A 14,157-nucleotide genomic window follows, 5' to 3' on the forward strand; every position below is an offset into this window, starting at 1 on the left:
TTCACGCTATGCATCATCATCTCGCTCTGCACGTTGTAACGGTCGTGAACCGGTATCCTCTACTTGCCCATTCGCCATCTACATGACGCTTGAGGTTCAAGGAACTGCTCCGGAGCGAACTTCAACAGCCCATTATTTGCAGAAACGCTCTCAATCCTACGGCGCTTCCTCCCTGTTCAATCGGACACTGCCTACTCTTCTCCATCAAGACATTTTTAATTTCGAACTATTGTTCATTATTATATGCAAACTACCGCGCTTTGGCAAGCAGGGCCTACACTTCATTCTTGTGGATACCGGGAAAATCCAGCTGATCCAGCTTGGCACGAATGTGTCTGATTTCGCTCAGATGCTCATCATTCTCATCCATCATACCCGTCATTCCCATCAGCTCCGTAAGACGCAACTGTAATCGCAGACGCTCCTCGCGCTGCTCCTGATCCTCCGGCTCCTCTTGACGGCTTCGCTCGTCTTCTTGCTTTTCGTCGGCTGTTCCCTCATAGATCTCATATCCGCCTCCCGGCTTCATATCGAGCAGCCGGGTTGCCGTGCACCGCACCAGCTCCCGGTCATGCGAGACAAGCACCAACGCCCCGTCATAGCTGCGCAGAGAATCCTCGACAATCTCACGGGTTTCAATATCAAAGTAATTTGTCGGCTCATCCAGCACCAACAGATTGGCTCCACTAAAGAACAAGCGTAGAAAAGCTGCTTTGCATTTCTCCCCCATACTGAGCGTCCCGATCCTTTTGAATACGTCTTCTCTGGCAAAAAGAAAGCAGCCCAGCACCGTTCTCGCTTTCGTCTGTGTCATTGTCGGGAGGGAAAGCAGACTGTCCAGCAACGTCTGATGCTCTGGAAGCTGCTCCAGCTCCTGTGAGAAATATCCGATCTTCAACTGTGGATTGGCTGTAATTTTTCCGGTCTGAGTCTCCAACTGACCTGTTAATAATCGAAGCAGCGTGGTCTTGCCAATTCCATTCGGTCCCCGAACGGCGAGGCGATCACCACGCGCAATGTTCAGATTAAGATCCTTCACAATGACACGGTCGCCGTAGCTAAAGCCAACCTGCTCGGCACGCAGCAAATATTTAGCCTGAAACCCGCTGTCACTTAATTTCATATGCAAAGACGCAGCTTCACGCGGCTTTTCCACCCGATTGGCTTCCAGCCGCTCCAACTCCTTCTCCTTCGCATGATAACGGGAAATATTTTTATTAGCCTTGGCCTTATAAAAGCTCTGCGTAATACCCACCTCAACATCGGAGGCTGCACGATGCGCTCGATTAAACCATTCATTGTAATTTCGAATCGTTTCCTCCAACGCCTGTCTCGCCAGTTCCTGCTTCCGATAGCTGGCTTCCTGCTCTCGCAGTTCGCGCTCCTTTTGCGCTTTATACTCCTTATAGCCGCCTTTATAGCGCTCAATGCCCGTGGATGCCAGCTCAACTATGCTGGTAGCCACCTTATCCAAAAAGGCTCTGTCATGCGATACAAACAGCAGCGTTCCGTGATACGTGGACAGCCACTGCTCCAGCCAAAGCAAGCTTTCGGCATCTAGATGGTTGGTCGGCTCATCCAGCACCAGCAGCTTCGGCTGACTGACCATCAGCCCGGCCAGCCGCACTCTCGTCTTCTGCCCGCCACTCAGGTCACCATAAGCAATGGACCACGTCTCCGCAGGCATTCCCATTCGGGTAAGCGCCTTTTCCACCTCAGACTCCCAGGCAAAGCCTTGCAGGCGTTCATATTCATCCATCAGCTCGCCATAACGCTCCAGATGGTGCTCCGTATCCTTCCCAGCATCGGTCAACTCAGCTTCCAACTGTCCCAACGTTTGCTTGAGACGCCAGTGCTGAGGGCTAGCCTGCTGTGCGGCCTCCAGTGCAGTTCGAGACAAATTCACTGTATCCTGCTGCTTCAGCCAGCCCCGCTCTTCCAGCGGCAAATCATGCTCTACTTGACCAGAGGTTGGCGCTTCATCACCCAGCAGTATTCGTAATAGTGTCGTTTTGCCTGCTCCATTTCTTCCAAACAGCGCGAGCCGCTCTCCCTCTGTCATATCCATTGACACATTCTCAAACAAAGAGGTTCCGTTCCATTCCTTTATTACATTTCGAACACGTAAAATCGTTTTCATACCACGATCATCCTTTCCCAGTCCGGTTTCCACACCGGAAGCAATAAAAAAAGCCGCAGAAGGCTGCGGCTTGCATACAAGGAATACAGAATGACTGCTATGAATCGTTTCAGAACATACGCTTATGCACAAATAAAACCATGAACGAAAAAAATGACTCCCGTTCCGGAATAAACGTATACGTCCCAACTCTCATTTCAGACACACTTCTCCCCGTTGCAGCTTACAGCCGCCTGCCAGTAACTGTGCAGTTGAATGGGAAAATCAGTGTGCTTACTTCATCGGACGTATGGTTACCTTCCTTTTCATGGGATACTTGCTTGCAGTCAGTATAACAGAACAAAACAGATTTGCAAACAAAATGAGGGTTATTTTCCGAATACCAAAGTTGTATTAGAAGAACCAGCATATTTAGTTACAAACTCTTTCGTATACTCAGGAGTTTGAACCTGGTAGCTGTAGTTCTTGCTTGGATTCCAACGGGTCACAGGCGATTTTTGGTTCTTGATGGCAGGATAACTACCCACATCTTTAAACTCGCCATTGGCTTTATCATCGAGAATTCCACCCTTTTCACTACCTTTGCCAAAGTAGTTGTACTCCGAATAAATTCTTGCATTGGTAGCTATTGTGTAAGCCAACTGGAAATTATTGATATAGTTATTTTTAACATGGAAATATCCGTATCTCATAAGCCCTGGACCACGGACAAGCAAGTTTTCAAAATAATTATTGGCGATTGTGATATGGGGCATGCCATCATAATTTTTATTGCTATCATCAGGGTAGCCCAGAATGAGACCATATTTGTGATTAGCAAACTTCGAATTACTGATGGTTACATAATCGGCCGATTGTCCTACATACAAAAGCTTGTCCAAATCCGAACCATTCGGATCATAATTGTGACCCGCAAAAGTAACATGATCAATCCAATAATTAGTACCCGCAGTAAGATATAGCTGGATGTCATCGTTGCCTTTAATGTTGGCACTGTGCTCAAAGGTTAAATTTTGAAAGATTACATTTCCGGAGTTAGCTGTTGTTTTCAAATGAATATTGACCAGCTTGTTTTGCGCGTAAGAGCCAATAAGTGATTTGTTGGAGCCAATGTTGACGACGGTTTTAGAGGAGGCAGAAATATTCTTTTCAATCACCAAAATTTTCGGAGTGGAATCCCCTAACTGATTTTTCAAATCATTTAGATTGTTGATATAGATAACCTGCCCATTTTTTCCCCCGGTTGTACTAGGCTTGGAAGCCCCATTTTCATTTTTAGCCTGTCCAGCAAAGCCAGTCAATCCATTCGTCGACGTATTCGGAAAGTCAGCCGCAGCGAACGTAGAACTTACCGGAAAGGTGAAGAGCACAAACGTTAAGGCTAAAAAAAGAAAAGAAAATTTCCTCATCACAGGTACACCATCCTTTTTTTGTATTATATTCCATTGATGCGACTATACTTATTTTTTAGGGGATGGTAAATAGTTCTTTTTATCTGTTTATTTATAGCATATAAGAGAAATATTTGGATTTTCGTTTTGTATAATAGTGTAAAATATGGTTCATAAGAACGTAAAAAAACCGGGATACCCAATGGACCCCCCGGCTAAAGTATGTTCATCTAATTATGAGCAAAACAAAAACCCTTGCAGTACAAGGGTTTCTAACGTCTCAAAACAAGAAAGCGGGTGATGGGAATCGAACCCACGCTATCAGCTTGGAAGGCTGAAGTTCTACCATTGAACTACACCCGCATTTTAAAATATCTCAATTCTTATGTGGACATGATCAAACTATTGTCAAACAACTGAATCAGGATGTTATATAGTATAACTCACCCGTTTGCAAAATGCAAGTAAACTACATACTATCCTGAGACAGCCAATTCATAGGCTCGCGTAAAAATAATTTTTCAAAGGCTTCTGCCGGAATAGGACGACTAAAGTAATACCCCTGCCCTTCATGACATTCCTGGGCCTGCAAAAAATGAAGCTGTTCCTCGTTTTCTACGCCTTCTGCCGTAACCTTCAGCTTCAAATGATGAGCCATGGAGGCAATGGTAGATACGATGGCCGCATTTTTGCTGTCGACCAGTACCTCATTTACAAAGGAACGATCAATTTTAAGACGATCAATCGGAAGATTTTTCAAATAATGCAACGAGCTGTAGCCTGTACCAAAATCATCGATACTGATTGCAACCCCGATGGCCTTTATTTTTTTCAACTGTTCAAAGGCTCGATCCTTGTCAAAGGTCATACTTTCAGTAATCTCCAGCTCCAGATAGCGCGGTTCCAATTCTGTATAGGCCAAAATGCCCTGAATGTCATCCACCAGTTTTTTTTGCTGAAATTGGCGCATGGATAAATTGACCGATATGGGGATCGGTTGATATCCGGCCTCCTGCCAGCGCTTGTTTTGCAGACATGCCTCCCGAAGCACCCACTCTCCCAACGGCACGATCAGACCGCTTTCTTCGGCCACCGTGATAAAATCTCCCGGCATCACCAACCCGCGCTGTGGATGATTCCAGCGCACTAGTGCCTCTAAACTGGTCAACTCGCCGCTTTGCAGGTGAACACGTGGTTGATACACCAATGAGAATTCTTCATTTTCAAGCGCGCGCCGCAGATCATTTTCCAATTGGAGTCTTTCATGCGCCCGCATCTGCATCACACTGGTATACCGCTGAAAATTCACTCCTTGTTCCTTGGCACTATGAACAGCAGTATCCGCATTCTGAATGAGCTGCTCGCTCTGATCCGCATCTAACGGGTACAAAGCTATACCTACGCTCACCATTACATGATAAGACTCTCCATTAATAGGAAAAGGCTGATCGAACAGCTTCACCATATCATCAATCCGACTTCTCATGGCCCCCATATCTTCGTACCCTGTTAGAAGAAATGCAAATTCATCTCCACCCATGCTGAAGACCTCTTCCCCCTCATGGCTAAAATGCCCCAGGCGTTCGCCTACCGCATACAGCAGGTAGTTCCCTGCCATATGTCCAAGCGAATCATTAATCGTTTTGAAACGATCTATATTCAGCACTAAAAGCGCTACAGTCTCATCAGGTTTCAATGAATCACGCAGCATTTTATCCAGACGTTGGGACAGTCGGCGACGGTTCGGAAGTCCTGTTATATCATCTGTATAGGCAATGAAATTAAATTCAGATTCCGCAGCCTGCTTTTCCCGGTAGGGAATGAGAACCATTTGCCGGACCAAACCGCTCAGCAGAATATAAAACGCCATCGTATTGGTTAAAAACCCCATAAGGTGATTAACATCACTCATTTGTTCAGAAGACATATAGAACAGCTGACTCACAATACAAAGCCCAGTCCCGCGAATCATAAGCAACATGCCATGTTCCTCCGGGTGAAATTCGCGATATCTTCGCACCCCGAAGACAATAGTAGATACGAGCAGAAACATGATAGCCAGATTCAAGATCCATCCGAGGGTGTCCGCTTCATATCTTATATGAAGATCCGGCAATCCTGCACCATAAGCCTTAAGCCCCCCAAGAATGAGCAGAGTGCAGCCTACACCTGCCCACAAAGCAACGGTCTTGTATCCAGAATTTGTTTTTCTATAGGGGAGCAAACAAATGATTAGAAACATAACAGATGTAAAGACACGATTCACAAACAGAAGCCATAACGAAATGCTCGGAGACAAAGTAAAGTCCGTCAGGCTTACGAAGCTAACCGAAACGACATGAACAAGGTAAAGCAGACCAGCCACCAGAAATGTAGGCGCGATAAAAAGTCTCTGCAAGGATAACTGCTCCAGCAGAACGGACCAGGATTGATAAAAAATAGAAAAACAAATCGCAGCGCAGGCAAATCCTATAACCGGATATACCAAGAAAAAAACATTATGAGAGTATAACTTATTCAAAGTTACATGAAATAACTGAACCAAGACAAACAAACCTATCGCAGCAATGCCGATACCTACCGTTTTCTTTACTTCCAGTCGTATACTCATCCAGCCTCTTCAGCCTCCTGCATATCGGAGATTCCGATCTCTAAGACGTTTGACAGCTTTGGAAGCCGTTGTTTAAGTCTATAGTCTCAAAAATAATGTTGTATTCTGGTATATAATAGCATTTAATCTGTGAAAGGTGAATCTTTTTTTAGTCTTATATTCACGAATTCATTTTCGCATTCACGCAAAAAAACGAGCTTACAGCCCCAAAAAAGCGCATGATCTCTTCAGATCATGCGCTCCAACCGACATTTTTCAACTAAGTGATACCTATACTCCAGTGCTGCACAACGCAAAAGAATTTGCACACAGTGCTCTCTTGCGAAAACTGTACATTTTTAAACCACAGGAAGCGTGATTTTAAATTGTGTTCCCATTCCATGCTTGCTGTCTACATGAATAAAGCCTCCATGATTTTTGATAATTCGATAGCTCACAGCCAATCCCAGACCCGTTCCACTTTCTTTTGTTGTAAAAAAAGGATCGAATAAACGTGACAATGTATTGTGATCCATACCCAATCCGTTGTCTTCAATACAAATGTGGACATAGGAGCCCTCGAGCACCGTATGGATATCAATACATCCTTCTCGTTCCCCGCTGATGCTTTCAATGGCATCCATCGCATTTTTAATCATATTGAGAATAACCTGCTTAATCTGCTTTACATCAATGGAAACCTTCATGAGCTCGTTATTTTCATCCAGTGCGATCTGGCAGCCCTTCATCAACGCCTCGCTTTCTGTCAGCATCACAACCTCTTTCAGCAATCCCATTACAGATACAGCCGTTTTTTGCGGAGCCGAAGGCTTGGACGAATTCAAAAACTCGTAAATAATGTCGTTCGCACGATCAATTTCGGTTAAAATAATGCGGGCATACTCATCCCTGCCCAACTCCATCAAATGAGGTCGAAGCAATTGAATAAAACCCCGGATTGCAGTAAGCGGATTACGGATTTCATGGGCTATGGAAGCAGAGATTCGTCCCAGCATCGCCAGCTTGTCATTTTGGTATGCCGTCTGCTCAATCTGCTTGTAATCCGATACATCCTTGACGCTAAACAAAAAATCGCCATCCATCTGATCCCCGTAGGTCACTGTCATCAACCAATGCCGACCATACTCATCAATCAACTCGTGATAGCGCTTTCTATGAAAGATAGTTTCTTTATAAATCCGCAAGATTTTCTTCTTAAACCGACTTAACTCAGGAAGATGCAATATCTGCATCAGGTTGCGACCCGCCAGCGAACTACGTGGTAATTCCAGCAATTTCGCCATTTGCACGTTAATAAAGCTCAGTACCCCGTCACTGTCAAACAGCATGATACCACTATCCAGGTTCTCCAGCACATTTTCATACTTGTTATTGGCGATCTGTGTGGGAGGGCAAGCTCCCACGGTATCAAGCAAGGCTTCTTGGAATTCACTGATCATGCCAGGCTTCCCCCTTGTTTCGGAATGATAAACTGGCCGTATCGGACGCGTAACATTCTTGAAGAAGAGAAAGACAATCTATCGACTACCCTTCAATGGTGTAGAAAACAGATTCACAAAACTCCGACCAACTCTTTCCAATTCGAGTCTTATTTCATGATAGACAAAATCAAGGATTCGAGTCAATCGGAAAAAGTGTCGAATCCATACTTTTATCCTGTTTTCTTTCGTCATAATATCTGCGCAACATTACCAAAACGAAAGAATAAGTTAGGAATATGCGCCCTACACACCAAAGAAGCTCTCGAGAATTGAGAGCTTCTTTGGTGTGTAGGAAGTCAACTGCCGCTCTTATTATGTTGAAGCCGGGATCGTCTTTGGCTCATCACAGCCAGTCTTCTCTTAAGCTCTCCCTGCCATTTTTCATCATTCATCTGTTTGGCTACCATCAATAAATCAAGTGACATGTCAATTTGACGTTTCACAATTTCAAATGCATCTTCACTCTCACGATTTACACAGTTTTCAAATATCGTATCATCATCTTCCATGACATAATCCTGAAAATCAATCTCGCTTGCCCCATCTCCATGTGCATATTCAGCCAAAATTTCGTATTCATTTTCGACTTTATAATGAACTTCAATGCGACGACATACCGGGCAAAACAGCAAAGGAACATTATGGACTTGGGTACGATAATGCTTCAGCGTTCCCTTGGTTCCTACCATGCTTGCTCCACAGCAATAACTCATCCGGGCTCAGCCTCCTCTGAACAAAACCTGTTCTGCCTTGTTATCCTCTACACTACCTTATTCGCTTTCATCTACCAAAATTCCTCTAGGACACAACAACATTTCCATAATTATTTGTTACTCACTCTGTACTACTCCATACCAACAAACTCACTTCTAATATTTGTACTACATAACACAGGCAAGCAAGCCCCCAATATCGGCATAAAAAACCGTTTTGGGGGCTTGCTTGTTGAATATAAATTGGTGAATCTGATATTACAGGTTTTTGTCGCCTGGTTTCCAGTTCATCGGGCACAAGCCACCGGATTGCAGAGCTTGCAGTACACGCAATGTTTCTTCTACACTGCGACCCACATCGTTATGGTTAACTACTTGATATTTCAGTTCGCCTTCAGGATCAATGATGAACAAGCCGCGCAATGCAACGCCTTCTTCTTCGATCAGAACGCCATAATCGTTTGCTGTTTTTTTGGTGATGTCAGAGGCCAACGGGAAGTTCAGTTTACCCAGACCATTATTTTCTTTAGCTGTGTTAATCCATGCTTTGTGACTGTGTACAGAGTCTACACTGATACCCAGAATTTCAGTATCCAGCTCTTTGAATTGGTCAGCAGCATCGCTCAATGCTGTAATTTCCGTTGGGCACACAAAAGTGAAATCCAGTGGATAGAAGAAAAATACGAGCCATTTGCCACGGTAATCGGAAAGCTTCACCGAACCAAATTCTTGACCGTCCCCACTTACGGTTTCCAATGCAAAATCAGGTGCGGGTCTTCCTACCAATCTTTCTGCCATAACATGAAATCCTCCTTTAAAATATGTAAGAAAAACACCGTTTGTGTTCTTCTCAATCATCTGTATTGTATTAAACAACTTACTTGATAAATGTTATCATTCGCACAATTCAAAGTCAATATTGTAACCATTACTTTTTTATAATTATTTTAAACTAGATGAAAAATTCACAATTTATACACATCTTGAGTATCTTACACTTACTGATACGCAAGCAGCCCCTGATTACTCAGGAGCTGCCGTGCCAAACATGGAATTATAAAAGCCTACGATATGATTCATTGTATAACCTTACTATATAATAGGAAGCTTTTTTTCAGAACAGGTTCGTTTCTGGAGCTTTTAGCGAATAGCTACTGCAATCAGATCGCCCATTTGAGTTGTCGAGATGGCTTGAGATTTATCTACCGCAATATCCGCTGTGCGATGCCCTGCATCCAGTACCTCAGCTACCGCTTTCTCAATAGCGTCAGCTGCTTTCTCATACCCGAAGGTGAGGCGGAACATCAAAGCAACGGACAATATCGTTGCAATCGGATTGGCCAATCCTTGACCTGCAATGTCCGGTGCCGAGCCGTGCACTGGCTCGTACAGACCAAAACTGCCTTCTCCAAGTGATGCAGAGGACAGCATACCGATAGACCCTGTCAACATAGCCGCTTCATCACTTAGAATATCACCAAACATATTTTCCGTTACGATGACGTCAAAGCTGGATGGACGACGCAGCAATTGCATTGCACAGTTATCCACCAATACATGCTCCAGCTCTACATCTGGATAATCTACAGCGACCCGGTTAACTACTTCTCGCCATAAACGGGAAGTTTCCAGTACGTTAGCCTTGTCTACCGATGCGAGCTTTTTGCGGCGTTTTTGTGCAATCTCGAAAGATTGGCGAACAATCCGCTCAACTTCCGTTACATTATATGCACAGGTATCAACTGCCTCCTCACCCTGAGCACTCTCACGTCTGAACTTCTCACCGAAGTAGATGCCGCCCGTCAGCTCACGCACGACGATCAGATCCGTTCCTTCCAATACTTCTGGTTTCAGTGTAGAAGCGTCCTTAAGACAATCAAAGACCACGGCGGGACGAAGATTCGAAAACAGGCCGAGCTCTTTGCGAATACCCAGCAGTCCGGTTTCAGGACGAAGTTCCTTGGGATTGTTGTCCCATTGAGGTCCACCTACCGCCCCCAGCAATACGGCATCTGCAGACTGACATACAGCCAGTGTTTCTTGCGGCAATGGTGTTCCCTTTTTATCAATAGCGATTCCACCAAACAGCGCATGCTCCGTTTCAAACGAAAGGCCAAACACTTCTTCCGTACGCTTTAAAATTTTCTCCGCCTCAGCGACTACTTCCGGTCCGATTCCATCACCAGCTATTACCGCAATCTTTTTCACGTCTGCCATCACGTACACTCCTCTTGTTATACAGCCCTACGGGCGTATTTTTCATATCTTCTTTGTAACATATATGGCAGGGCTTTGACTAAGATATAGAATCTATCAATTCAATAGGCTCAGCCTATAAGACGAATTTTTCATTTGAAACAACAAAACAGGACCGGGAATCCCCGATCCTGTAAGCATTTTACATAATTCGATTTGCAATGCTCCAAAGTACAATTATAGACGAACTAAACTGTTTCGATCTATATACTGCTGATTTGAAATCGCTTCGGGGATTTATGCAAAATGCTCATTTAGGAATTATAATCTACGCGATTGCTGTAGTTTTTGCGCTTGTCGATCAAACCGTTCAGTGCATCCACGTAAGCTCGGGCACTTGCTTCCAGAATATCGGTGCTTACGCCACGCCCCTGCACAGACAGCCCGTTTTGCGTCAGCACCACGTGCACTTCACCCAAAGCATCCTTACCATGAGTAACAGACTTGATGGAGTAATCCGACAGTACAACGCTCTCGCCGCTGGCTTCATCAATCGCATTGTAAATCGCATCGACAGAACCGTTTCCTTCAGCCTCCGTCTCAATAACCTGACCTTCGTCATTCACCAGACTCACTTTGGCAGAAGGCGTAGTCTCATTGCCATAGGTTACGAACATCGTTTTCAGCGTGAAGACCTCAGGTGTATCTGCCAGCTTTTCTTCCAGCAATGCCAAAATGTCATCATCCGATACTTCCTTCTTCTTGTCAGCCAAATCCTTGAACTGCCCGAAAGCTCGGTTCAGCTCTTCTTCACTCAATTCGTAGCCCAACTCGATCAAACGCTCGCGGAAGGCATGACGCCCGGAATGCTTGCCCAGAACCAGCTTGCTTTCCTTCAGACCGATACTTTCCGGCGTCATGATTTCATAGGTCGTTTTTTCCTTCAGCATACCGTCTTGATGAATACCTGATTCATGTGCAAAAGCATTCGCACCAACAATCGCCTTGTTCCCCGGCACTACCATCCCTGTCAAACGGCTGACCAGACGGCTCGTACGAGAAATTTCTGACAATTGCAGAGATGTTTTGGCCTGGAAAAATTCCTGTCTCGTTTCCAGCGCCATTGCAATCTCCTCAATAGCTGTATTGCCGGCACGTTCGCCAATGCCGTTAATGGTTCCCTCAATCTGATCCGCCCCGTTCAGGATTGCAGCCAGTGTATTAGCGGTAGCCATGCCCAAATCATTGTGACAATGCGCACTCAGTTGAATCTTATCTACATCAACTACATTTTCCTTGATATGCTTGAAAATGTTACCGTATTCATAAGGTGTCAAGTAACCCACCGTATCTGGGATATTGACGACAGACGCACCCTCCTGTACAGCCATGGTGACCATTTCGACTACAAAATCAAGCTCTGTACGACCTGCATCCTCCAAAGAAAATTCCACTTTGGGCAAATATTTCAATCCGTAGCGAATGGCTGAACGGGCAGTCTCCAATACCTGTGCCTTCTCCATCCGCAGTTTATGCTGACGGTGAATCGGCGAGGTTGCCAAAAAGATATGGATACATGGGTCCTGTGCTCCCTTGAGCGCCTCGCGAACCGCATCAATATCCTGCTCCCTTGCACGTGAAAGCCCGATGACTGTTGAATTTTTGACAGCCTTGGCAACCGCATTAACAGCGGCCAAATCCCCCGGTGAAGCAGCCGGGAATCCTGCTTCCATACGGTCAATCCCCAGTTTTTCCAACTGATGGGCGATCTCTACTTTCTCACGGGTATTCAAGTTCACGCCCGGTGATTGTTCTCCGTCTCTCAACGTTGTGTCAAATATATATATTTTGCGCAACGTAATACACCTCCCTCAGGATTAGGACCTTTAAATTTACAATGCGGCTCACGCAATAAGCAGGGCCGCATTGTAAGATAAGCTTTATGAATGAATCATATTGTCGAACACATAGTACAAAAAGAGCTTACTTTTTGATCCAATGCATCATTTCACGCAATTGTCCGCCCACCACTTCAATCGGATGGTTAGCTTCGTTACGACGAGTAGCCGTCAGGAACGCGCGTCCGGATTGATTTTCAAGGATAAAGTCACGAGCAAATTTACCTTGCTGAATATCAGTCAATACTTCCTTCATCGCTTTCTTCGTATCTTCTGTTACCACACGTGGTCCAGTTACATAATCGCCATATTCTGCTGTATTACTGATGGAATCGCGCATCGTTGCCAATCCGCCTTCATACATCAGGTCAACAATCAGCTTAAGCTCATGCAAGCATTCAAAGTAAGCCATCTCAGGAGCATATCCTGCTTCAGTTAATGTTTCGAAGCCTGCTTTTACGAGTGCGCTCACGCCGCCACACAATACCGCCTGCTCACCAAACAGATCCGTTTCCGTTTCTTCACGGAAGGAGGTTTCGATTACGCCCGCACGTGTACAACCGATGCCTTTTGCGTAAGCAAGACCGATTTCTTTGGCTTGACCCGTTGCGTCCTGCTCAATTGCGATCAGACCCGGTACGCCAAAACCTTCTACATAGGTACGACGTACCATATGTCCTGGGGATTTTGGAGCAACCAGCAATACATCACTATCTTTAGGAGCTACGATTTGTCCGAAATGAACATTAAAACCATGGGAGAACAAAAGAGCTGCACCTTTTTTCAGGTTAGGTTCAATTTCATTTTTGTAAACAGAAGCTTGTGTTTCATCCGGCAACAAAATTTGAACCACATCTGCACGGCTTGTTGCATCAGCTACGTTCAGAACTTCAAAACCGTCGTTTCTTGCGACATCAGCTGATTTGCCTTCACGCAAACCAATAACAACATTCACACCACTGTCACGCAGGTTTTGTGCTTGAGCATGTCCTTGGCTACCGTAACCGATAACGGCAACTGTTTTTCCTTTCAATACGCTAAGTTCTGCATCTTTTTCGTAGTACGTTGTAACTGCCATGGTTAATTTCCTCCTTTTAATTGGACCCTTCATAATGAGCGGGTACTCCAAGAGATTTTGCTCGCAAATACTATCTAAAAATCTCTTCGAGCCCCCGCTCTTATGCGGGCGGTTCTTTATTGATGTAATGCGCTATAAGCGGTAATCCGTTAAAGCTCTATATTAAGCATTGCCACGTACCATAGCTGTAACCCCGGTTCGGGTCAGCTCACGAATACCGTAAGGCTTCAGCAACTCGATCATGGCGTCTATTTTTTCGGTATCGCCAATGACCTGAACAATCAAGCTCGTTGTCCCAACATCAATTACAGCTGCTCTGAACGTTTCCACCACACCCATGATTTCCGGCCGCTGAGGTGGCTCCGCCTTTACCTTGATCATTGCCAATTCACGGGCCACCATAGGTTTGGAGCTGAGATCGATGACCTTGATTACATCAACCAGCTTATAAAGCTGCTTTTCAATCTGCTCCAGATTGTTCTCGTCTCCTACAGTTACAATGACCATACGGGATAATCCGACTTCTTCCGATTGACCAACGGTTATACTCTCAATGTTAAAGCCACGGCGACCGAACAGGCCGGACACACGCTGCAAAACGCCGGGATGATCATTTACCAGTACAGCAATGGTATTTTTAGTCGTCATT

10 protein-coding genes and 1 tRNA gene are annotated in these 14,157 nt (G+C 45.0%); all 11 read right to left on the minus strand.

Annotated features, from left to right (window positions below; genetic code table 11):
* Nucleotides 1-274 precede the first annotated feature (274 nt).
* The 11 genes from abc-f to ilvN all read right to left on the minus strand — a co-directional run bounded on the left by abc-f (nt 275) and on the right by ilvN (nt 14,156).
* A complete protein-coding gene (gene abc-f, locus BAZ21_RS18185; protein WP_068503939.1) occupies nt 275-2,140 on the minus strand; it encodes a ribosomal protection-like ABC-F family protein in 1,866 nt (621 codons plus the stop codon).
* 368 nt (nt 2,141-2,508) lie between these two features.
* Nucleotides 2,509-3,549 (minus strand): polysaccharide lyase family 1 protein, encoded by a 1,041-nt coding sequence (locus BAZ21_RS18190; RefSeq protein ID WP_068503766.1) that lies wholly within the window; start codon nt 3,547-3,549, stop codon nt 2,509-2,511.
* Between the two features lie 274 nt (nt 3,550-3,823).
* Nucleotides 3,824-3,894: transfer RNA gene (locus BAZ21_RS18195), tRNA-Gly, on the minus strand.
* A 106-nt stretch (nt 3,895-4,000) separates the two neighbouring features.
* On the minus strand, nt 4,001-6,142 hold the full coding sequence (locus BAZ21_RS18200; RefSeq protein ID WP_068503768.1) for a putative bifunctional diguanylate cyclase/phosphodiesterase: 2,142 nt from the start codon (nt 6,140-6,142) through the stop codon (nt 4,001-4,003).
* 338 nt (nt 6,143-6,480) lie between these two features.
* Entirely contained in the window at nt 6,481-7,581 is a 1,101-nt protein-coding gene (locus BAZ21_RS18205) for an ATP-binding protein (protein WP_068503770.1), read from the minus strand.
* 338 nt (nt 7,582-7,919) lie between these two features.
* Complete coding sequence (locus BAZ21_RS18210; protein ID WP_007429530.1) at nt 7,920-8,336, minus strand: hypothetical protein; 417 nt, start codon at nt 8,334-8,336, stop codon at nt 7,920-7,922.
* 258 nt (nt 8,337-8,594) lie between these two features.
* A complete protein-coding gene (locus BAZ21_RS18215) occupies nt 8,595-9,134 on the minus strand; it encodes a peroxiredoxin (protein WP_068503772.1) in 540 nt (179 codons plus the stop codon).
* Nucleotides 9,135-9,476: 342 nt separating this feature from the next.
* Nucleotides 9,477-10,553, minus strand: a complete 1,077-nt coding sequence (gene leuB, locus BAZ21_RS18220; protein ID WP_068503775.1) for a 3-isopropylmalate dehydrogenase — start codon at nt 10,551-10,553, stop codon at nt 9,477-9,479.
* A 293-nt stretch (nt 10,554-10,846) separates the two neighbouring features.
* Complete coding sequence (locus tag BAZ21_RS18225; RefSeq protein ID WP_068503776.1) at nt 10,847-12,388, minus strand: 2-isopropylmalate synthase; 1,542 nt, start codon at nt 12,386-12,388, stop codon at nt 10,847-10,849.
* Nucleotides 12,389-12,515: 127 nt separating this feature from the next.
* Nucleotides 12,516-13,508 (minus strand): ketol-acid reductoisomerase, encoded by a 993-nt coding sequence (gene ilvC, locus BAZ21_RS18230; RefSeq protein WP_007429526.1) that lies wholly within the window; start codon nt 13,506-13,508, stop codon nt 12,516-12,518.
* Nucleotides 13,509-13,670: 162 nt separating this feature from the next.
* Nucleotides 13,671-14,156 carry an acetolactate synthase small subunit gene (gene ilvN, locus BAZ21_RS18235; RefSeq protein WP_007429525.1) on the minus strand — a complete coding sequence of 162 codons (486 nt, stop codon included), beginning with the start codon at nt 14,154-14,156 and terminating at the stop codon, nt 13,671-13,673.
* Between the last annotated feature and the right edge of the window lies 1 nt (nt 14,157).

The organism is Paenibacillus kribbensis, assembly GCF_001705305.1.
GTDB classification, from domain to species: domain Bacteria; phylum Bacillota; class Bacilli; order Paenibacillales; family Paenibacillaceae; genus Paenibacillus; species Paenibacillus kribbensis_B.